Here is a 23,304-nt window from a genome sequence, read left to right on the forward strand (position 1 = left end):
GAAAATATATTTATGGAGAACTAAATACATTATTATATAAATAAAGATGCATTTTAGCCTAAATTTAGATGAACTTCAAATATTGTGCAATTATAGTCACTCGATACAGAAATACTACCATCATGCATTTCTATTATATTTTTAGTAATTGCTAATCCTAATCCAGATCCACCATCATTTCTATTTCTGGATTTTTCTACTCTATAAAACCTATCAAATATATATGGTAAATCAATTGCTGGTATAGGGTCTCCATAATTTATAATTTGTACTATTGCAAAATTATCTACTTTTTTAGTTGTTATATCGATGAATTTACCATTTTTTCCATATTTCATAGCATTAGTAATTAAATTTTCAAATGCCCTTACGAGTTTAACTGGATCTGCTTGAATTGTAAGTTTATCCTCTGAAAAATTTAGTCTACACTTTACATTTTCATTCTTTAGCATATATTCAAATTGAGATATAATTTGGCCCAATAGCTCCACTAGATTTATTTTTATTGTATTTAAAGGCATGGAATTATTCTGCATTTTAGTAAGATCAAATAAATCATTTATAAGTATGTTTAAAGTTTTTGCTTTTTCATAAGCAATACTTGTGTAGTATCTAAGTTGAATTTCATCTTTATATTTATCTTCTTCTATAAGGCTTAAATATCCAATTATAGAAGTTAAAGGAGTTCTTAGATCATGAGAAACATTAGTTATTAAATCTGTTTTAGTTTGTTGAGCTTTTCTTTCCTCGATAGTTATATTCCTTAATTGATCAATAATATTATTAATATTGGTAGCTAATTTTTTTATATTACCATTTGTATTTAACTTTATTTCACTATCTAAATTACCATTAGCCATTTTATCTACACTATCGATAAGAGCAATTATATTACTACTTCTTTTATAAGATAGTGCAAAGTATATAATTAATGAAAGTATTGAAAATAAGACAATATATATTAAATCACCAGTTAAAAGGCTTTTAATGTACATAAAATAGTCAACAGAGTTATTGATTAATTCATACTTTGATTTTCTATACAACGAGTCTGATATTAGGTAAGCTGAATATAAAAGGCCTCCGGATAACATGCAACTAATAATAAGGTTGAAAATTGGTTGAAACATATATTTTATGACAGGTAAACTTAATTTTATTTTATTTTTCAATTTTATAACCTACTCCCCACACAGTATGAATTACTTTTTGTCCATTAGTATATTTTTCAATTTTATCTCTTATTCTGCTCATATGAACCATAACTGTATTATTAGATTGGAAATAATCCTCTTTCCATACTTTTCTAAATATATCTTCAGAGCTGAGAACAGAGCCTCTATTGACTGCTAAAAGGTATAGTATATCAAATTCCCTAGATGTAAGAGGAACCTCTTCTTCGTTTATAGTAACTCTATGTTGGTTTTTATCTATTGTTAATGTATCTATATTAATAATATTATCTGAGCTTGAAGCATTGTTGAAATAATAAGCTCTTCTTAAAAGGGCTTTAACTCTAACAACTAACTCCAAAGAATTGAATGGTTTTGTAAGGTAATCATCAGCACCCGTCATTATTCCTTGTATCTTATCCATATCTTCTGATTTTGCACTAAGCATAAGTATCGGAATATTTAAATTTCTTCTAATTATACTGCAAACTTCCATACCATTTAGTTTAGGCATCATTACATCTAATATTATCAATTGTATACTTTCTTTCTCTAGTATATTAAGAGCATCTTCGCCATCGAAGGCTTTAACAACATTAAAGCCTTCGTTAGTAAGGCAGATTTCCAATAGATTTCTTATTTCATCATCATCATCTACAACAAGTATTTTACTTCTCAATTTAAGTTAAACCTCCTAATTAGATTATTTTTTTTCTAAAAATTCTTCAAGCGTTATTTGCTCATCATAAATTTTCTTAGCTACTTTTTCACCGACATACCTTATATGCCAGGGTTCATATGCTACACCTGTTATCTGTTGTTTACCTTCAGGGTATCTAAGTATAAAACCATATTTATGAGCATTTGTAGCTAGCCATTTGGCTTCATCAGTTGACTTAACAAACCACCTATCTTCATTAGTCACATCTATTGCTAGTCCTGTTTGATGTTCACTTTTACCCGGTTTTGCTACATATTTATCAGCCTCTTTTTTACCAACTGATTTTATTCTATTATAATACGTATCTTTCTGTAAGTCATAAGATCTATATGCTGACATTCCTAAGAAATTTATACCATCTTTTCTTGCATCTTTAAACAATTTTTCTATTGCTTTTGCACTATCTGGGGTAATAAACCTTTCTTCATTTGTAGCACTTGCATCAAAATGTATATTAGGGTTAACCAATTCTTTAGGTTTGTAGCTTGATTTTAATGAATTATTTTTATTAACTAGCATTAAATTAGACTCTACAGTTTCTAGATGATACTCTGATTCAGATGAATTTTTTAAAGCCACAGAATAAGAACTTATAAAAAATGTTGATAATGCTAGTACTCCTGATATTATTATTGCTTTTATTTTAGATTTCATATATATACTCTCCTTAAAAAATTTTATAGATTAATTTTAAAGGAGAGATATTAAGTGATTTATAAATAAATCTTAAGTTTTATTAAGAAGTAAATTTCAAGCTAGTATTAGGTTACGACTAAATTATCGGCATAAAACTTGTTGAAATGTATATTAATTTAATATTTAATTGAATAATTATCAGGTTAGAATAAGGTATATTTAAATATAAATAATAAAAATACCTAGATAAATCTAGGTATTTTTTTGTTTTTTTCTAAACTTTTGAATTTGTTAATTAAAAATAAATTGAAAATTATAGTTGAGGATACTAAAATGTCCATGATAATAGTAGAATTATCTACATGGTAGAAATACAATAAAACTAAAAATAATTTTTTGAAAAACAATATATTCATTTTACCTCCAAGTTTAATATCCCTAGAAATTTATTTGTTCTGTTCTAATAATAATAGTAGCAATTAATTTATTAAATGTATGTTAAATTAATTTAAAGTTATTAGGTTTACAAATTTAAATTTTTAACATGAATTTTAAGTATCTACAGTAGAATTTTAAAACTATTATTTATTACATATGATAAATTGCTTTTAAACTTAGTATACAACGTTAAAACAATTAAGAACTATAAGTCACACTAAGATTTAATAAGTATTAAATGATTATTTAATACTTATTAAATCTATTTAAACTGTTAGAATTGGAACTTTTGATAGCTAATTAAATTAGTAAATATGTATTTTTTTATATTAAAATTAATGAGTTAATTTGTTCAATTTAACATTTATATATGATAAAATTAAAATAAAAGGATGTGATTATATGCGAAGCATTTTAGTTCCTATTGATGGTAGTGATAGAAGTCAAAGATCCTTAGATTTTATATTAAATGAGTTTTCAAATGAAAAGGTTAAGATAACCTTGATGTGTGTAAATGATGTTGTTTTAACTAATTTAACAAATCCAATGATTATAGATATGAGAGTGAAAGAATCTGAAAAAGAAATAAAGAGTATGTTAGATCGTTTAAAAAGAAAGTTACAAGGTTATGAAGTAAAAACTTATTATACAATAGGTGATGCAGGTCAAGAGATTATAGAGAAGTCAATAGATGACAAGTTTGATTTAATTGTTATGACTAAATCAACTAAGAAAAACTTTATAGATTCAATAGGTTCTGTAACTTTATATGTAGTTAAAAAATCTAAGTGTACTGTAGTTATAGTTCCAGAATAAATTATTTTCATTACAGATATAAAAAAAGGAGCATTCAAATGCTCCTTTTTAATATATAAAAACAAGTTAAACTCTTATAATTACATATTTAATATTTCTGTAATATAAATAACTATGCATTTGCATTAAATTTCTCTAAAGCCATTAACTCTGTTAATTTCTTTCTCATTAGGATTAATAAAACTCCAAAAATACTTACTACAATAGTAATTAATACAAATATCTTAGTATATCCCATAGTTTCTGTGAAACCAGCAACTTTTCCTGAAATTAAGTTTGAGAAAAAGAAACTCATATACCATGCACCCATTGCAAGTGAACTATATTTTTGTGGAGCTAATTTATTAAACATTGCCATTCCAATAGGAGATATGCATAACTCCCCAACAGTTAATAAGAAATAAGCTAGAAGAATAAATAATATATTCATTTGCTTACTTCCATCAAATACTCCACCTAAAGTTTTTATACCTAATATTACTGTAATAAACGCTGCAGCTGTAAGAAGCATACCTAGACCCATTTTAGAAGGAATAGATAGGTCTCCGTGCTTTGATTTAGATAGTTTAATCCATATACTACCTAGTACAGGAGATAATACAACACATAATATTCCATTGAAAGATGTTAACCATGGAACTGGAATTACGAAACTTCCTAAATTTCTATTTACTAACTCATTTGATAATAATGTAAATGATGTTGATGTTTGATACCATGCAGTCCAAAATAAAACAACAAATATAAATAAAACACCCATTGCTTTTAATCTGTTTTTTTCAACTTGAGTAAGAGCATTATCTGCACTTTTTTTATTAGACTTGTTTTCTTTATCATAAACTGGATATTTACCTTTTTCACCTAACCATTTTGGAGATAGAACTATAAGTAAAAAGCAAACAATAAACATTGCTATAGCAGCCATTAAAAAAATATATTTATATCCATACGCTGCTATTTCTCCATCAGATGTTAATTTGGCAAACCATTTATCTGATATAAAACCAGCTATAATAGGGCCAAAGAAAGAACCTATATTTATAAACATATAAAAAATACTGTAAGCAGCATCTTTTTTTGATAACTCATCTTGATCATATAAAGTACCTACAAGAGAACTTATCTGCCCCTTAAAGAATGCTCCTGCTATTACGAGTACTATTAACCCAGACCATACACTTGCTATATTTGGCTTTGCAAAAAATAAAAGTATATATCCACATGCAGTAATAAAAGATCCTAGTATAAGTGACTTTTGTATTCCAAGCCACTTGTCTGATATATATCCCCCTATTAAAGAACCCATATAGTTTATTCCTTGATATAAACCTATAATTGCAGTTGCTTTTGCTACGCTTAAACCTAGCCCATTTTGACTAATATCTGCTGTAAAAAATAATATTAGTATAGACGATACTGCATAACCTGCATAACTTTGAAGAGCAATAGATATATTTGCTAGCCAAAGCCCCATTGGATGTTTTACCTTTTGATCCATAATTAAAAACCCCTCCCCATATTAATTAGTCTCTAATTATATAATATCACCATAGATAATAATATTTAATTATTTTTTTACATAATTTTACAATAAAATATATTAAAATATTTTTATATTTAGTATTTTTCATCAGAATATTTTCACATTTGTAAATTTGTGAGGTTTTAGAAAATGGACAGGTTAAATTAATAAAATAAGACAATATATGGAGTTAATTTTTATGAAATGATTTATTAAAAACGCATATATGTGCTATACATCAATTTACATAGTAATATTTTAATCAAAATAAGTTAATGTATAGCACAATTTATAAAATTAATATTTTAAGTTAATATATAAATTAATATCATATTTTTCATTGTATTAAAGTTTATAGAGAAGTAAGCTTAAATTATTTATTAAACTTCTCAACTATTTCATTTAAACATGACTTGCATATAGGTAACTCTTTATAATACTCTATATTTTCTTCACTAGAGCAAAAAGAACATGTAGTTATAGCTTTTTCAATTTTGATATAATCTTTAAATAGTTTTATACTAACAGGACTGTTCTTTTTTAAATTTAACTTATCTCTCATTTCTTTAGGTAAAACTACTCTTCCTAGGTCATCAATATTACGGTTAACGCCTACTGTTAAATCCTTCGAATTTTTCTTCATTGCATTCCTCCTTAAGTGAATTGTTTAAGTTTATTTTATTGGATATTCATGGAAAAGTAACTGTAAAAATTTGTCAAAATAGCTCGAAACATTGAATTCAAGCCAAAAACTTTTTTATTTACATTAAATCACATGAGTATGGAATGTATATAAATAAATTGTGAATTTTATTAGAATTTAAATAGTATATACTGTTTTACTATTGATTGATTTGATAATTCATTAGAATCTATCCAAATTTGACCGTTAAAAGTAATTTGGGAAAATTTTTGATTTTATATAAAATAATTGTATGTATTACAGTATTTTACTTGTTTTATAAATACTAAGTGGAGTTAAGCATAAAAAAGTTACACATTAACTGTTAGTATCGAGTTGGAATTTGAATCTAGTAAGGATTTAGAACAAGTATAAATAGATTAAAAAAAGATTAAATATATGTTTAATCTTTTTTTAATCTATTGTTTAATATAAAAAATGGAAGACAATTGTCCTCCATTTTTTACTCTTAAGAAAACTATATTTAAATAATGTTTGAAGATAATATGTGGAGCATAGCAATGCCAAAATTTTGGTTAAAGTAAAAATGATATTGTAAGTAATGGGAGAAGTCATTAGAGAGACAAGTGAAGCGAATTTTTTACTTAAATATATGTTAAGTTACAACTTCATATATATCAGAAAGCTCTAACTCAGCGTTATATGAATTTATATTATATATAGAAGGACAACAGTTTTCAATTATTACATTTGGTAAAAATATTGTAAATGAACTCCCTTTAGCTAAATCACTTTCAACAGTAATAACTCCATCATGAAGGTTCACTAAAGACTTAACAATACTTAATCCTATTCCGCTTCCTTCATTTGACCTAGTAAATGACTTATCTATTTGGACAAATTTATCAAAAATAACTTCTTGGTTTTCTTTAGATATACCAATTCCCTCATCTTTTACTACAATCTTAGTCCATTGATCATCTATGTTTAAATTTACTAAAATAGAAGACCCTTTATTAGAAAATTTAATTGAGTTTGATAGTAAATTTAATATAGAGCGCTCAATCATATAAGCATCACACTTTATAATATGCTCTTCTTCTTCAGTATCAAACTGTATAGTTATACCTTTCGATAAAGCATATTCAATTACAGATAAGGTTACGTCTTCTACAATAGACACTATGTTATAATTTTTAAACTTTACAGTAAGTGTACCCAGGTCTATTTCAGATAAATCCATGATATTATTTACTAGTCTTGTCATCCTCTGACAATTTGTACGTAATATTTTGCTATATTTGTTGTATATAGCATTAAAGTCTATAGTATTTTTCACACTAAAACTATCTAACAATTGTATGGATGAATAAAGTAAATTAATGGGAGTTTTTAATTCATGCGAAATATTAGCTATAAATTCAGTCTTTTCTTTATCATAAGTTTTAAGTTTTTTTACTTCTAGCTCTTTCTTAACTACATCTGATATATCTATATATGTAACTGCAATCTCTTTTTTACTACTTGCTGAATTAATTGTTTGAACACAGCAATCTAAAGTTACATTTCTATCTTCAATTTTTATGACACCTCTCCAACAATTATTTAAATTTAAGGACTTTATAATTTCATCATATTCATTTACTTTATAGATTTTATCTTTTAAAAGTAGCGTTAATTTATGAAGATCATTACCACATGAATAATAATCTCTAACTTTTTTATTAGCATATAATAAGTTTGAGTCTTCATCGAAAATCAGCATAAAACTATGTTTATCATTTTCTGATAAGTTATAAAATAAGTTTAAATTATTATTTAATACTTTCGTTCTGGACATATAAATAAACAATTCAATTAACGCTCCTATAATTACTATAAAAAAACAAATATACGTCAAAGATATAGACACTAGTTTAGTGTAAAATGTTAATCGAGTTGATATATGTATAGCGTAAATTGCTTTTATTGCAAGTATGAATACACTAGAACTTAGAACCACAAATATGGACTCTTTATCCTTTATTGATTTTAAAAAAAGAGCACATGAACAAACTGTATATGTGAAAGCTAAAAAAGTATTATAAATTAAAAAAGTATTTGATTTAAAGTCATTATTATATAGGAATAATCTTCTCTCAAAAGTACCTAAAATTAAAGTTAGAGATATTACAATAAATATTGAAAGTTTTTTATTATCAATTATTAGTTTACTAATTTTAGTATTAGGCAGGATTGCAAGTATAATTAGAGAAACTCTAATTAAGGATGAAGAGATTACTACATATAACGATGAATATAATTCCGTGTAGTAATAAGGTAGATAATCTATATGTCCGAATAAAATTCCTACTGACAACCCCACAAACATTAATAGAATTAAAAAAATACTTTCATTTTTTGTTCTATTGTAAGAAACTAAACAACTTCCTATTCCTAATAAGGAAATAAGAAAATTAAAGAACTTTATAAAATGCAATGTTGATTGTAGATAATTTGATTCAACATTTTCTTTAAAAAATACATTTGCAATAATAATAATAGATAATGTTAGCATGCTTAAAACAACATATACCAATAAATTATTTTTGTTGATTGTGTATTCTCTATCTATTATTTCCATTATAATACCTCCAACTTTTTATATAAATCCTAACATAAAAATATATTTTATTTTGTCGTTTTTTGTTTATATTTACGAAAAAATTTTATAATATATAAATTCAAAAATAATAAAAATACTATTAAATAAATTTAGAGATAGATAGTTATTATTGTGCATAGACTAAAGCTATGTATTTTCTAAATATAGCTTATTATTTTAAGGAAATATAAATTAAAAAACCATTAAAAATATATTTAAAAAAGATTTAATATATTTTTAATGGTTAGAAACTTAAAAAGTAATATTATAATAAGTACTAAAGTATTTCATTTAATAAAAAAGCTAAATGGAGGATACTTGTCCTCCATTTAGCTTTTTCTATTAAACATCTTGGATTATTTCATTATTATTTTTGTCAAAATACTTACAATTTACGTAAGAAGATTTTTTGCTTAATAAATCATTACTGACAACAATCATAGATGGACGATCTAGTTTAAATGATTCCTTACGCGTATATGTATCATTTATTGTAATTTCTACATGAGAAACTTTGGAACCATCAGATAATAAGACAAAAGCATTATTACTTTTAGAAGAACCGTTGTATGTATTATAATTAACTAAAAAATCTTCAACTCCAAGTGTTTCTTTTTTTTTCGTAGAGCATTTAACATCGCTTAAGATGTAGTTCCCTTTTTTATTTTTTTCACATATAACAACCCCATTATTATATTTGCTTAAAAATCCTACAATCTTAGAGTTTTGAATATAAGTATTATCTACAATGGATATATCTTCTTTATTTGGCGAATTTATTAATTTAGAGCCTATTAAGTATTGCTTAATAGATTCATCAGTATTGCCAGGTATTTTAGTATAAGTACATCCTGTAATAGTAAAACTTGAAATTATTAATAGTATAAAAATTATTTGTTTTTTCAATTACATCCCCCGTAAATTCAAATTTATCTATTTATTCACTCACTCCAACTAACATTTAATATCGGCATTATGAGTTAAAATTTAAGAAGTTGATTGATTTAATTTGTTATTTAAGTTAACAGATAATTTTTATAATAAAATATAATAACACTTGATTTTAAATATATATTATTATATTTCATCGTTGATTAAATCAGCTTTTACAATAGTTCCTTCAATAAAAACACCAAACATATTATCTCCAATATCCATATAACTTGACTTTACGCCAACAATTACATTTCCACCTAGTAAGGCTCATTTAAATCTTAATATATCAAAGACTTCTTGTTTTGCTTTAGCAAGGCTATTTTCATAACCACTAGCTCTACCACCTACTAAGTCAGTAATACTTGATATAAAGTCAGTAACAACCCCTGTTCCGATTATTACTTCTGAACTTTCTATTCCTAAGTACTCACTTATCTTATAGCCTTCTAATGAAGGTGTTGTTGATAGTATAATGTTTTTGCAAATTGATTTTGCTTTTTTACATTCTTCTTCATACTTATCTAGTTCTTCAGTTTTTCTTTGATTCTCAATTGCTAAAATTACTTCATTTTTACTCTCTTTACATTTGGGACATATATCATCACCCCAAAATCTACCAAGTACCTCGCCGCATTCATTACATTTTCTAGTTGATTTTTCTAAAAAAGCCATAATAATATCCCCCTCAAAACTTTGTATATAATACTAATTTTACAACAAATATATATATATTTATGTATCAAAAAATTTACACTTTTATTATTTAAAATAACTTAAATTTATATATCAAATAAATATAATGAATTTGTATCTGATATAATTATCCATATATAGGGAGGGTACGAATATGAAAAATTTAGTAGTTTATTATTCATTAGAGGGTAATACCAAATTAATAGCAGAATTTATCGCTAAAGAAATTGGTGCAGACATAATAGAATTGAAACCTAAAAAAGAATTTCCATCTTCAGGATTTAGAAAGTATGTATGGGGAGGTAAGAGTGTAATATTTAAGCAAAAACCAGAACTTATGAATAAGGAAATTGATATAAGTAAATATGATAATATATTTTTAGGTACTCCTGTATGGGCTGGAACTTATGCAGCTCCATTTAATACTTTTTTAGATATTAGTATTATAAATAATAAGCATATAGCTTTATTTGCTTGCCATGGCGGTGGTGGAAGTGAGAAGTGTTTCGCTAACTTCAAAAAAGAACTTTCAGAAAATACATTTATAGGGGATATCGAATTAGTAGATCCATTAAAAAAAGAAACTGATAGTTCATTAGACAAGGTTAATAAATGGCTTCAAACACTAAACATATAAAATATGCATTTAAAACTTTGATATATAGTTAGTTTTAGTCTGAGCAAAACTCTTAAAAGAATATACTTTATAAAATAATGGTAATTTATTTAATTTTAGTGCAAAAAATACAAATTTTACTACAATTTAAAACTTGTGTGACAATTTTGTGATACCATATATATTGAGGGGTTATAGAATTTTAGGGGGAGATGATATAATTGCTTTTTGAAGATTCCAGAGAAAATAAAGAACTTATTAAATATGGGGTGAATTTTTTCAAAAAACCTTTATATGTTAATATGGCTATTTCAGCTATTTTATGTTTTGAAAGTTCATGTTTTTTAATACTAAAGTTAGTGCATAAAGAAACTGATGATATATTATTTTCTGCATTTTACACAACTTTATTTTTAATTTACACAACATGGACATGGAGTTCGTTTGCATATGAAATAAAGGAAAAAAGACATAGACTATATTAAAAACTAAAATACAAAAATAAAAGGTATGTAAATTGAATATTATAATATTCAATTTACATACCTTTTATTTTACAAACATAAGCAAATTTCAATAAAAAATTAGTGGGAATTCAAATTGTATTTAATAGTAATATATACATGAGCTATTAAATCAATTAAAGTGTTCATAATCGATTTCAAGAGAATCATTAAGATAGGAGCTATTATTTAGTAGCCTCATACATATAAAAACAACAGGTTTTCCAAATGAAATATTTTCTTCTCTAGAAAATTCAATAAAACCTATTTTTTTATATAACTTGATAGCTCTCTTATTAAAATCAGCAACTCTTAGACAAATATCTCCTCTATATAAAAAGGTAGTCCTTCCGAAATGAATACATTCTTTTATGAAGTCTAACCCCAGTCCTTTACCAGTATCTTCAGGTCTTATCCCAAGTCCGATTTCCATAAAGTTTGATCTAAAGGTATACTCATATATGCCAAATAATTTATCATTAGAATCGAATACAGAAAAGTAAAAGCTATTATTATCTTCAAATATTTCATCAATAGTTTCTTTTACACCTTCTTCTGGGATATTATAAAACTCATAAGGATATTCATATTTCCAGTTTATATATGTGTAAACCTGAAGTTCATCCATTTCTAATATTTTTCTTTTATACATAATAACCTCCATTTTAAACACTCTATGAATGCTCATTTAAAATATATTAGACGTTAAATGTAATAACCCTAGAAAAATATATAAATTAATTTATATATTTTTAACTATTAAGAATTTAATATAAATATATTTTTATATAAAAATATATTTATATTATAGACATGTATATTTTATTATAGTATATTGTATACATAGACATCAAGAAACGACATATATTAACAATCAGTAGGAACGGACATATATAGAGGGGCTTTAAGTGCCCCTCATTAATCAAGTTAATAATACTATCCCCCCAATAATAGTATTAATAATAAAATACCCCCTTTTAAAGACTGTATCGGAAACAGTCTTTTTTTATTTGTAAGAAATTATCTATCTAGAAGACTACTATCTTGAGATGTATATATACCGCTTTTACCTGCAAATACATAACTTATTACACAAGCAATAAATATAAATCCAATATTAGCGGATCCAAATAATTCAATTCCCATTATAAAAGATGCTATAGGCGTTTTTGTAGCTCCTGCAAATACTCCTATCATTCCAAGGCCTGCTAAAAATTCAATAGGAAGGCCGATAATACTCGCAAGTAAGTTTCCTAAAGTTGCTCCTATTACAAATAATGGCGTAACCTCTCCACCTTGGAATCCTACAGCAAGCGTAAGTGATGTTAAAACAAGCTTTATTATAAATGCTCCTTTAGGGACAGGCTGGTTAAATGCATTACTTAATAAATCTAAACTTAACCCAAGATAAATTCTAGTTCCAAGAATTAAAACTATAATAATAATGATAATACCGCCTATAAAGCTTTTTAAAGATGTATTTGGTATCTTGGCAGCAAAAAACTTCTTTAAAGCATGAGTAAGCTCTGCAAAAAGTTTGCTAGTAAGCCCAAATAAAACAGCACATAATATAACTTTGAAAAATACATCAACACCAGTTAAAGATACTCCCATATTATAATGACTGTGCTGTACCTTTAAAGTTTCTGCTATAAAGTTGCCTATATAACTTGATATAAAACAAGGTATTATTGCTTCATATCGCATTTTACCAAGAGTTGAAACTTCAAGCCCAAATACAGTACCTGCAATAGGCGTTCCAAATACAACTCCAAAACCACTGCTTACACCACTGATTATAAGTATTGTATAATCCATACCTTTTAATTTTAGAAGGTCCCCTATTTTAGAAGATACGCTAGCTCCTATTTGTACTCCAGTACCTTCTCTACCAGCAGACCCACCAAATAAATGGGTTATAAATGTTCCCAAAAACACAAGTGGTGCCATTCTAAAAGGAATCCTTCCTTCACCCTCATTAATTCGTTCAATAATTAAATTATTTCCTTTTGATGAATCTTTACCGTATTTAGAATATAAATAACTTACAAAAGCTCCTCCTAGAGGTAACATGTATAATAACCATGAATTTGATTCTCTCGTACTCGTTGCCCATTGTAAGCTTTTTAAGAAAAATGATATAACAATCCCAACAGCAATCCCAGATATGGATGCTAGCAAAAACCATCTTAAAAATACAATAGATACTACTTCACTTTCTTTTATATGTTTTTTTAATTCATTCACAATTAATCCTCCTAGTCTATTTTCTGCAAAAAAACAGACTCCTACCCTTAAATATTTATAAGAGTAGGAGTCATTAGCATCTTATGCATTTAATGGCGAACTCCATCGCCGATTTAATTTACCAATTTATTATATTATAAAATAGCTAAAATTTCAATTAAGTTACAAAAATATACACATTGTTGATTTTATATTTTTAAAATAGTATGCTTTAGTAAACTAGGGGATTAAATTAAGGAAGGGGTTAAAGTTATGAGAGAAGTTATGATTATAAAAATGATTATAGGTATATTTTTTATTGTATATGGACTGATAGTATCAGCAATAGAACAGTATAAAAGAGTTCCGTTATTTTATAATTCTAAAGATCAAGTGAATGGAGTAATAAATGGTTTTGCATGCATAGTTGTAGGAATTGTTGTTTCTGCATATAATCTAAATCAAGGTATTATTATTGGAATTATAGCTTTTTCAATGTGGGGAATAGAAAAGCTTATAATATCCAAAATACTTAAAAACAAAGATGAAAAACTTTCTAATATATAAAAAAGCACTTCGCATTTTCGAAGTGCTTTTTTATTATAATTTTTATCTTATAAAATTTGTATGTACTCTATCTTCTAAATCTGGTTTTTCTATATTATTCTTTTTACCAATATCTATGCATTTTATTATCCAGGCCATATTTTTGCCTAAAACTCTCATTGTTTGTAATCCCTCTACATCTTTTTTTACTTCGTCTGAAGTGTTTCCATGGACCATATTCCAATATTGAGAACTAACAATTGGCATATTAGAGATAGTAAAGTACTTATTTAATTGATCAAATGTAGCAGTAGTTCCTGCTCTTCTCGCACTAACTACTGAAGCACCTGGCTTAAATGCCATGTGTTTTCCTCCGCTATAAAATACTCTATCTAAAAAAGATACTAATGATCCTGCTGCAGATGCATAATAAACAGGTGACCCAAATACAAATCCATCTGCATACTTTGCCTTTTCTACAAAATCATTAACTCCATCATTCATGAAGCACTTCCCTGTATTTTTACATGAACGACATCCTATACATCCTCCTATAGGTTTATTCCCTATGTGAAAAATTTCTGTATCTATTCCACTTGCTTCTAGTGCTTTTGAAACTTCTTCTAATGCTGTGTATGTACATCCATTTTTATTTGGACTTCCATTGACTAACAATACTTTCATACCTACACCATCCTAATCTAATTTAATTTTGAACATATTTACATCCTTAATAAAATTATATATCGCATATTTAACATAAAATCAATTAAATTTTAACTTTTTAATAAAAACTAAAGATAGTCTACCTAATCACTAGATAGACTATCTTCAGTTTTTTCAATTCATTTATATATTTAACTAAGCTAATCTATAAGATAGTTTTAAATTTATAAAACTATAACGATTAAAACTTAATAGAATACCCCATATTAATTTTAAATTAAAACTTTATTTACCTTATAAAAACTTAAACATTATCACTATCTGTACTTACTTTCTTCTTTTATCACCCTTACAATTAATTTCAAATAACTTTACAGCCTTTGATTGAGTCATTCTTGGATTTATAATGCATGTCATTAATGCTAAATAATTTCTGATTGTTAAATCATCATTGAATGAATAATGAGATAAACTTTTAGGCATCTAATCATCCTCTCCTTACAATTTTATAAATTTATACTACAATATACATCTATACACTTATTTAATGTAAGTTTAACATGTTTTTTTATTAAACTTACATGTCAATATTGTAAGAAAACTTTAATATTTTAATTTAAAACAAATTATATCTATGAAAAATCTGCTCTAAAAATAGTTAAACATAGTAACTCCATTGAATTTAGAGTTTCTAAATATAAATATCTTTATTTTTCACATTTCCTATATATGTAAAATATGAAATTAATTTCAAGTTAATTTATATTCTTAAATTTAAGAAGTATTTACTTTAATTTTTCAAATTAAATACCTCTACTTATACATACACTATATTCTATTTAAATAAATTTAATATGTTTTTTATATGAAATATGTATTAATTTTTTCTAATTAAAAATATTTCATATAAAAATATAAAAACTTTTTAAAAAAATTGAACCTTTTTGTTTTTATTTATCTCTTATATTGTAAATGCATAAAATCGAATTGTATTTTATAAAATAAAAAACATTAATTTTAAAAATAAATGTATCACTATATAAGATTTTTAATGACAAAAGGAGAATATACATGGAACAAGCAATTGTAAACTTAACTACTGATTTTAAGAAAAAAGAAAATACACTAATAAATAGACATGAAGTTATTAATATACCCGATTTTAACTTAAAGAAAGCTCTTAACGCAAAATTTAACTCCCCAGATGATGCCCCTATAACTAGAGTTCAATTAGAGAGTCTGCTAGCATTGAATTTAACTGGAGAGGGAATAAACAATCTTGAGGGCATTCAGTATTGTAAAAACTTGAGTTATCTTGGGTTATCAAAAAATGAGATTAGTGATTTAAGCCCTATATGCAATCTAAAAGAGCTCGTTACTCTAAATATAGATAAAAATAAAATCAATAATATAACTTATTTACAAAACTTAACTAACTTAACTTATTTGACTTTAAGTGAAAATTATATAACAAACTTAGAACCTTTAAAGGAATTAACAAACTTAAACTATTTAGATTTAAGTTCAAACCAAATAGAAAATTTAAGTCCTCTATCAAAATTGACCAATTTAGTTTGTCTTAGTTTAAATAATAATAGAATAAGAAACTTAAATACTTTAAATGGTCTAAATAACATTGGTCTTTTAGACCTACAAAACCAAGAAATTGTTTTAAATAATTATGAATTTAATTTCGATTCATCACCTATTGAAATTAACAATGTTATAAGAAGCATAGATGGATCATTTATACATATACTTGATAAGGATATTTCTAGTAATGGACTATATAATATCGATTCAAATACTATTCTATGGAATGATATATATGAAAATTTAGAATATCACTTTTCTATAAAAAAAATCATGAATTCTGAAAAAAGTGAGTTTAGTGGTAAAGTGGTTCTTCCGTATAAATATATATCTACACCAATAGATAAAATACATGATAAATGTAAAGACAACAACTCTGTAACTAAGGGAGATTCTTTCAAAAAAGATTTCTCTTTAATCAATATGTTAAAAAAAATCTTTACTTTTACAGGTGTAGCTATAAACGATTAAAGATAATACTATTTAACTCAATTAACCTGTATACGTGTTGGTACATATAAAAGCGATTAGGATTTATTCCTTTTTGCTTATTTTAACTATTAAAACTTTTTAATTTTTAGTTATTATTCAATTTTATTTAGTTAGTTTTATAGGAGGATTTAAAAATATGAAAATTATCGATGCATACATAACCCTAGCTTTAGAATGTAGCGATTTAGAAAACTTAACATTTTTAGAAAATGGAGAAAGTCGATTAATTGAAAAAATACCTGCAATAGATGGTTCTTACCCATCTATTGCAGTAATAAATTTTAGCAGAAGACATACTGCTCATTTAACAAACAGCAAGTTAAATCAGCAAGTTTTATTTGTGGAAGGAACTTATCAGGTTTTAAAGAATAAAAGTGGTACTCCATTTTTAAATATTAAAGCTGTTAAAACTGTTTTGAAAAATAAAAAACAAGTTGTTGATATAACAAATATTAGACACAAAATATATAATGATTTTGAAGAAAATGACCTAACTTCATTGAAAGAAAAATATTTACATAGTTGTGCTGAAGAAGAAATTAAAAATTTAAAAGAAGTTATAGAAAAAAGAGATTTACTTAAACTACAATATCAGTTGAAATTTCAAGAAACGCAAAAGTTAAAGCATGAAAAGAAAATATTAATGTTGAAACAAAATGTAGGTCAAACACCTTTAAGTAATGGAAGTTAAATAAAAGAGTTAATGATTAACTCTTTTATTTATTTTGAAAACTATTTTAAATAGCAATCATAAAGTAAATCATATCATCATAAGGAGACTATTATAAAATGAAATTTTTAAAGTTTGTATTATTATTATTTTTAATATTTACGGTATACTTAAATACAGCTTTGCTAAAGCATTGTTTTAAAAAAATTTTTAAATATTAAAACTAACTAGGTTGTGAACTTTTTAAACTTTTCATAACCTTTTATTATTTTTTGTTAAAACCTTGATATATCTTATAAACTCCAAATAATCCCTCTTTTAATATCTGAATTTTTACTCATTAAATATTTTATCTAAAGTTTTACTTTCATTTCTATAATTATGGTATTATGTTTAATATTAATTAGATTTTAAATTAATATTAGGAGGACATTTGATAATTGAGTAGCTTAAAGTATTTAAAAATAAGTAAACTTGTATCTAAATGTAAAAATGGAGACTCTCAAGCTTTTTCAGATTTATATTCTTTAACTTATCAAAAGGTGTATTTCCTATCTTTAAATATTTTAAAAGATAAGTCTATGGCAGAAGACGCCGTACAAGAAGTATTTTTGATTGTTCTAAAGTCACTTGATAAGTTAGAATCTCCTAAATTATTTATAGCATGGATAAATAAAATTACATACAATTATTGCATTAAAGAGCTTTCCAAGGTAAGAAAATTTGGAGAGGTTCATTCGGATTATGTTTTGCCTACTCTAAGCGATACTTCAAAAGATGTTGACCCTATTGAGTCATATATTCTAAAAGAAAGTAATTGCGAATTGATGAATTTAATTAATAAGCTTTCATCTATACATTCAACAATACTGATTTTAAAATACTTCGATGATCTAAAAGTTTCAGAGATTGCATATGTTTTAAACATTTCTGAAGGTACTGTAAAAAGTAGGCTAAGTAATGCAAAGAAAAATTTATATAAGTTATATTCTGAAGAAAGAAAAGATAATAGAAAAATTTATGGATTTATGCTATTTGGATTCTTTAAAAAGGCATCTAATGAAAACTTACTGAATTTAAATTCCTCAAAAAATATTTTGGGAAATGTATTATATAAGTCTCATTTTAATATAGGTAAAAGTTTTAAATTCAAAATTAACCATAAACAAGGTATGTCGAAAACTATGGCAGTTTCACTAACTACATCAATAGTGGTATCTACTTCTGTTCTAGGTATTTATGAAATAACCAAATATGATTTTTCAAATGCAGGTAATTTATCTTCTAAAGCTAATTTATTAGATACTATAAATATATCAATAAGTGATACATCTAAAATTACAAATAATCCAGTTTTAGTAGATATTCAAGTAAAGGATAAGTCTCTAGTAAATGATTTGTATATTAAACTTGGTAATTCTGAAAAACTCTTGGGTAACTATGTAAATCAATCTACTTATAGATTTAAAATCACTAAAAATGGGGATTATAAGGTATTTATAAACTTTAAACAACACTCTCCTATAATTAAGGAATTTAAAATTAATTGTATAGATACAGAATCTCCAAATATTATAAACTACACATATGATAGTGATAAAATTATAATTAGCTTAAAGGATTCTAATAGTGGAATAGATTTTAATAAGATTTATTTAAAAGATTCTAATGAAAAAATTTTAAACATCCAGTCAATAGACAAAGATAAAGGTATTGTTGTTGTAAAAATAAGTAATTTACCTTTATACTTAACTATATATGATATTGTTGGAAATAAAGCTGTATATAATATAAAAAAGATATAGATTTCAAAATATATAAACTTAATGTATAAGGATAATTTAAAAATGAAAAAAATACGATGGATAATAAACTTACTACTTTTAATTATACTGTTGTTTAGTTCTTATAAAATAATAAACAAATTTGTACAGTATAATAAAGCTGATAAAGTATATGATAAAATTTACAAAATAAAAGAATCACAACAAGATAACAATGATAATTCAGTAGACTTATCTTATCTTAATAAAGACTATAGAGGGTGGTTAGATGTAGATGGTACAAATATTCACTATCCAATAGTTCAATCAAGTAATAATGAATTCTATTTAAATAAAGATATGGATAAAAATTATCTAGAGTCAGGATCTATCTTCCTAGATTACCAAAATGATAAATTTAATGATTGCAATACAGTACTTTATGGACATAGTATGAGGAATGGAACTATGTTTGGCCAACTAAAAAAATTTAAAGATGAAGATTTTTTTAATAAATATAAAACTATATCTATATCTAAAACTGATGGTACTATCTTAAACTATACAATATTTTCTGCTTATGTAACTGATTCTAGCAATGTTTACAATAAAACTTCCTTTGCTTCTAATGTAGATTTTAATAATTTTTTAAGTAAAATAAAAAAAGATTCTTTATTTAAATCTTCAATAAATGTTGATTTAAACGATAAGATATTAACGTTATCTACATGTAGTTATGAATTTGATAATGCTCGCATGGTTGTTCATGCAAAACTTAATAAATAAAGTTTATTTTAGACATTTAAATATCATGCTTTTTACTCTAATTAGTGTATTAACTACCAAAATTCATATTTAAATACGATTTTGAATCATGCTAAAAATAGACTTATTTATAATATCCGTATTAGAAATAAAGGCAGTATAAAAACTAAATACTTACTTACATGAGGTTATAATATGAACATACATTTACATATTTTTATCACTACAATAAACATTTTAGTTTCAATGTTTATATTTTCTTTATATTTATATTTTAAAAAAGTAGCAATAATCTCCTTTCTAACAATTGTAGTAATTACAGAACTAATATATCTAAATCTATAATTTTAATTTTTTTAACAACTATATATATATAACTTTTATTTACCCAACCATACAATTATGTTTATAATTCTTGAATCAAATCTATTATTAGTTATTGCATATGGACTCAAAAAGTTAATCTCTTTATATCATATCAACAAGTTAGCTAAAGTTCAGTATTTTTACTTTAGCTAACTTGTTTTTTCAATTATATATTACAATTATTCTAATTTAAATATCTAAAACCACAATTTATTAATCTTAATTAGAAATTCTAATACACTTCTTTTTTTATTACTTTGACTATATTTTTTATTATTGAAACTAAATAATTAGATTTTTTACAAAAATTTGTTGACCTAGTTAAAATTTTAGTATACAATCTTATTGAAATTAATTATCATTATAGAATGAAAAGGAGAATCAAAATGCTATTGATTTACTCTCTGATATTTACAATAGTAGTATCATTATTTTGTACGTCTAGTATTAAAAAGCATTCAAACTTATACTACATAATTGCTTTAACGATGGCTTTACTAACTAGCTACATAAATCTTTACGGAGAAACATATAATATAGAGCTACAAGGACTTCTACTAGCATCTTATAAATCATCAATGAAAGGTATTTTATCTGTAGCTTTCTTTATTATCGTAATGTTTACAGGGGCTCTTGATAGAAAGTATGTTTTAACTAAAAAACTATTAAGTATAAGAGCTCAATTAGCTATACTAGGATCTATACTTATACTTCCACATGGCTTAATATATACATATTTTATTTTTGGAGATTTTGTTAAATCACTTACGCTTCCTGGATTATCTATGATTCATCTGACTATAGGTTTAGTTGCATTTTTAGTTATGATTCCATTGTTTATTACTTCATTTAAATTTGTTAGAATCAAAATTAAGTATGTTAAATGGAAAAAAATACAAAGATGGTCGTACTTATTTTATGGGTTAACTTATTTACATGTAGCTCTTATTCTTTTAAATAAAGATACTGTAGATATATTAAAAATTGTTATTTACTCTACAATTTTTATAGTTTATACAATACTTAGAATCATGAAATGCTTTAATGAAAAGAAAGTTAAATCAATGAAAGTATCAAGTATTTAGTTGAAGTTTTTAACCACCTTTGCATACAAAAAAGGATGTCTTTTTTAGATATCCTTTTTTTATACTTATTACAGGCAAATTGATAAGATTCTTGCAACCTGTGTAACTTATTTGGATTGGAGGACAAATGTCCTCCAATATTTATCATTCAAATTAAATCTATTTTAGATTTTACTATACAATTAAATAATTATTTAATATATATTTAATAATTATTTAATTTTTTTATGTCTATTGTTTTGTATTTGATTTAAATACTTTCCAATAGTTTTTACTTTGTCGGACAAGTGTCATCCATCGTTAAATGAGTATCAATTCCGATACATTTGTTTCAATCCTGTAACATATATTGATTTTAAAAATCAGCGTGCTATACTATAAAAATTAAGAGGGTTAAAAATACAGGTGTTTGTGATATAATCACATTTGATTATTTTTTATGTTATTAAGAATACCTTCATAGGTAATAGGTTTTTACATATCATTCTTAAAACAGTTAAATAAAATATATATTAATAATATAGAAAATAAGTTTATATGGTATATGTCTTTATATAATTAGACTTATACCATTTTTTTTATTAAAATACTTCAAATAGCCTCTAACACCTAGTATATGAATTGACTTATAATATATCTGGGGGGATTCAATTAGATATAAACCTCAATAAATATCTAATTGATTTAAAGTTATACAAATTTTAATACATAGAATAATTTGGAGGAAATTAAAATGGCAAATGGGAGTTTTAAGGGTCTATATACGTTTCAACAAGTAGCAGATATTTATGGTTTAGATAATTCAACGTTACGAAAACAAGTATCAAATGGAAAACTAATCGACAATGTTGAGGTGAAAAAATTCGGTAAAACTTGGTTAATAACAGAACAATCTATGATAAAACACTTTGGTGTTGATGAATTTAATTTGTATATTGGTAAAATTACTTTGGACGATTTAGATGAAGTGAAACATAAAAAAATTAAAAAGAAAATGGATAAAAAGTCTGAGTTAAATGAACTTAAAATAGGTATTTAAAAAGTATAAATATAATCTTTTTCATTATACAATTTTTCCATAATGAAAAAGATTATATTTATTTTTTTAACTCATTAAACTTATAGGTATTATAAAAAGAAATAGTTATATTTGAATCGATTTGAATTATGATTTATCTGAATCTAGATTAATAGATTTGAAATACAATGAATTTGTGTTGGATTTGCATATATAGTCATATAAATTTTTATTAAAAAATCTAATTTAAAGTATTAATTTTTCTGTTTACTAGACGTATATCTAATGTACGTAAACAATTATACTTTTATATAATTTAAATAGAATCAATTAAAACCCTATATTTTTATTGATTGAGTTATATAAAACCTAATTATGTTTTGTTTTAATTTTTTATACTTAATACAAGTAGAATTATATTTTACCCTCATTGTATTAAATTATTAAGATTTGTCCTAATTAGCCTTCTACACACTAACCTATATAAACGGTGGCGTATGAAGGTTAATTTGCTTATATATTATTTTTTAATATTGAATTATATATTAAGACTTGTTCTAGTCAACTTCTCTATAATGAACATCTATTATTTGATCATTTTCTAAAAAAGCATCTTCATTATTCCTTTTGTTTTTAACAATGTATATTACAATTCCTATTATTAATAACAATGTCATGATAATTCCTCCATTTTTATTATGTCTTAAATTTTCAATTTACATTATTGATTTGCTATTTCTAATTCATTGCTTACTAGCCCTGCTCCTACTGCTA

Annotated in this window: 22 protein-coding genes and 1 riboswitch; of the genes, 10 read left to right on the plus strand and 12 right to left on the minus strand. The window is 24.7% G+C overall.

Translation table 11 applies throughout. The features are described 5' to 3' along the window. Nucleotides 1-53: 53 nt before the first annotated feature. From GFJ41_RS15855 to GFJ41_RS15865, 3 genes are read right to left on the minus strand one after another with little or no spacing between them, the layout of a single operon-like run. Nucleotides 54-1,172, minus strand: a complete 1,119-nt coding sequence (locus GFJ41_RS15855; RefSeq protein WP_035118955.1) for a sensor histidine kinase — start codon at nt 1,170-1,172, stop codon at nt 54-56. Further along, complete coding sequence (locus GFJ41_RS15860; protein WP_035118954.1) at nt 1,162-1,851, minus strand: response regulator transcription factor; 690 nt, start codon at nt 1,849-1,851, stop codon at nt 1,162-1,164. The genes GFJ41_RS15855 and GFJ41_RS15860 overlap by 11 nt, the downstream gene beginning before the upstream one ends. 24 nt (nt 1,852-1,875) lie before the next feature. Beyond that, the gene (locus GFJ41_RS15865) at nt 1,876-2,547 is read right to left on the minus strand and encodes a M15 family metallopeptidase (protein WP_035118953.1); all 672 of its coding nucleotides are present in this window, start codon (nt 2,545-2,547) and stop codon (nt 1,876-1,878) included. An 822-nt stretch (nt 2,548-3,369) separates the two neighbouring features. Here GFJ41_RS15865 and GFJ41_RS15870 point away from each other — a divergent pair. Further along, complete coding sequence (locus GFJ41_RS15870; RefSeq protein WP_035118952.1) at nt 3,370-3,783, plus strand: universal stress protein; 414 nt, start codon at nt 3,370-3,372, stop codon at nt 3,781-3,783. A 112-nt stretch (nt 3,784-3,895) separates the two neighbouring features. Here GFJ41_RS15870 and GFJ41_RS15875 read toward each other — a convergent pair whose 3' ends face one another. The 5 genes from GFJ41_RS15875 to GFJ41_RS18500 form a co-directional block, all read right to left on the minus strand. Next, nucleotides 3,896-5,281 carry a peptide MFS transporter gene (locus tag GFJ41_RS15875; RefSeq protein WP_206001578.1) on the minus strand — a complete coding sequence of 462 codons (1,386 nt, stop codon included), beginning with the start codon at nt 5,279-5,281 and terminating at the stop codon, nt 3,896-3,898. Nucleotides 5,282-5,678: 397 nt separating this feature from the next. Then, nucleotides 5,679-5,948, minus strand: a complete 270-nt coding sequence (locus tag GFJ41_RS15880; RefSeq protein ID WP_021430612.1) for an AbrB/MazE/SpoVT family DNA-binding domain-containing protein — start codon at nt 5,946-5,948, stop codon at nt 5,679-5,681. A gap of 655 nt (nt 5,949-6,603) precedes the next feature. Further along, a complete protein-coding gene (locus GFJ41_RS15885) occupies nt 6,604-8,571 on the minus strand; it encodes a sensor histidine kinase (RefSeq protein WP_170075847.1) in 1,968 nt (655 codons plus the stop codon). 363 nt (nt 8,572-8,934) lie between these two features. Beyond that, complete coding sequence (locus GFJ41_RS15890) at nt 8,935-9,498, minus strand: hypothetical protein (protein WP_168932729.1); 564 nt, start codon at nt 9,496-9,498, stop codon at nt 8,935-8,937. A 297-nt stretch (nt 9,499-9,795) separates the two neighbouring features. Next, entirely contained in the window at nt 9,796-10,200 is a 405-nt protein-coding gene (locus GFJ41_RS18500; RefSeq protein ID WP_206001579.1) for a heavy metal-binding domain-containing protein, read from the minus strand. Nucleotides 10,201-10,375: 175 nt separating this feature from the next. Between GFJ41_RS18500 and GFJ41_RS15900 the strand changes: the two genes are divergently transcribed. Together GFJ41_RS15900 and GFJ41_RS15905 are read left to right on the plus strand one after the other, a co-directional pair. Then, complete coding sequence (locus GFJ41_RS15900; protein WP_170075848.1) at nt 10,376-10,858, plus strand: flavodoxin family protein; 483 nt, start codon at nt 10,376-10,378, stop codon at nt 10,856-10,858. Between the two features lie 200 nt (nt 10,859-11,058). Further along, nucleotides 11,059-11,322 (plus strand): hypothetical protein, encoded by a 264-nt coding sequence (locus tag GFJ41_RS15905; protein WP_170075849.1) that lies wholly within the window; start codon nt 11,059-11,061, stop codon nt 11,320-11,322. 151 nt (nt 11,323-11,473) lie between these two features. Here the strand turns inward: GFJ41_RS15905 and GFJ41_RS15910 are convergent, their stop codons facing one another. Next, nucleotides 11,474-11,992 (minus strand): GNAT family N-acetyltransferase, encoded by a 519-nt coding sequence (locus GFJ41_RS15910; RefSeq protein ID WP_170075850.1) that lies wholly within the window; start codon nt 11,990-11,992, stop codon nt 11,474-11,476. Between the two features lie 368 nt (nt 11,993-12,360). Further along, nucleotides 12,361-13,587 carry a chloride channel protein gene (locus GFJ41_RS15915; protein WP_021430604.1) on the minus strand — a complete coding sequence of 409 codons (1,227 nt, stop codon included), beginning with the start codon at nt 13,585-13,587 and terminating at the stop codon, nt 12,361-12,363. A gap of 57 nt (nt 13,588-13,644) precedes the next feature. Next, nucleotides 13,645-13,706: riboswitch (Fluoride riboswitch) on the minus strand. Between the two features lie 133 nt (nt 13,707-13,839). Here GFJ41_RS15915 and GFJ41_RS15920 point away from each other — a divergent pair. Continuing rightward, nucleotides 13,840-14,133, plus strand: coding sequence for a hypothetical protein (locus GFJ41_RS15920; protein WP_142730645.1), 294 nt, complete (start codon nt 13,840-13,842; stop codon nt 14,131-14,133). 42 nt (nt 14,134-14,175) lie between these two features. Here the strand turns inward: GFJ41_RS15920 and GFJ41_RS15925 are convergent, their stop codons facing one another. Both GFJ41_RS15925 and GFJ41_RS15930 read right to left on the minus strand, forming a co-directional pair. Beyond that, the gene (locus GFJ41_RS15925) at nt 14,176-14,796 is read right to left on the minus strand and encodes a flavodoxin family protein (protein ID WP_170075851.1); all 621 of its coding nucleotides are present in this window, start codon (nt 14,794-14,796) and stop codon (nt 14,176-14,178) included. Between the two features lie 309 nt (nt 14,797-15,105). Further along, complete coding sequence (locus tag GFJ41_RS15930) at nt 15,106-15,261, minus strand: hypothetical protein (RefSeq protein WP_021430601.1); 156 nt, start codon at nt 15,259-15,261, stop codon at nt 15,106-15,108. Between the two features lie 588 nt (nt 15,262-15,849). On the opposite strand from GFJ41_RS15930, the gene GFJ41_RS15935 reads away from it, so the two are divergent. The 6 genes from GFJ41_RS15935 to GFJ41_RS15960 all read left to right on the plus strand — a co-directional run bounded on the left by GFJ41_RS15935 (nt 15,850) and on the right by GFJ41_RS15960 (nt 22,551). After that, entirely contained in the window at nt 15,850-16,842 is a 993-nt protein-coding gene (locus GFJ41_RS15935) for a leucine-rich repeat domain-containing protein (RefSeq protein WP_052169343.1), read from the plus strand. Nucleotides 16,843-16,999: 157 nt separating this feature from the next. After that, nucleotides 17,000-17,554, plus strand: a complete 555-nt coding sequence (locus GFJ41_RS15940; protein WP_021430599.1) for a hypothetical protein — start codon at nt 17,000-17,002, stop codon at nt 17,552-17,554. Between the two features lie 419 nt (nt 17,555-17,973). Next, entirely contained in the window at nt 17,974-19,338 is a 1,365-nt protein-coding gene (locus GFJ41_RS15945) for an RNA polymerase sigma factor (protein WP_035119058.1), read from the plus strand. 42 nt (nt 19,339-19,380) lie between these two features. Then, a complete protein-coding gene (gene srtB, locus GFJ41_RS15950) occupies nt 19,381-20,082 on the plus strand; it encodes a class B sortase (protein ID WP_035119057.1) in 702 nt (233 codons plus the stop codon). 731 nt (nt 20,083-20,813) lie between these two features. After that, entirely contained in the window at nt 20,814-21,512 is a 699-nt protein-coding gene (locus GFJ41_RS15955; RefSeq protein ID WP_170075852.1) for a ferric reductase-like transmembrane domain-containing protein, read from the plus strand. A gap of 733 nt (nt 21,513-22,245) precedes the next feature. Next, nucleotides 22,246-22,551 carry a helix-turn-helix domain-containing protein gene (locus GFJ41_RS15960; protein ID WP_170075853.1) on the plus strand — a complete coding sequence of 102 codons (306 nt, stop codon included), beginning with the start codon at nt 22,246-22,248 and terminating at the stop codon, nt 22,549-22,551. Nucleotides 22,552-23,304: the final 753 nt, after the last annotated feature.

The organism is Paraclostridium dentum, from assembly GCF_012922555.1.
GTDB lineage: Bacteria > Bacillota > Clostridia > Peptostreptococcales > Peptostreptococcaceae > Paraclostridium > Paraclostridium dentum.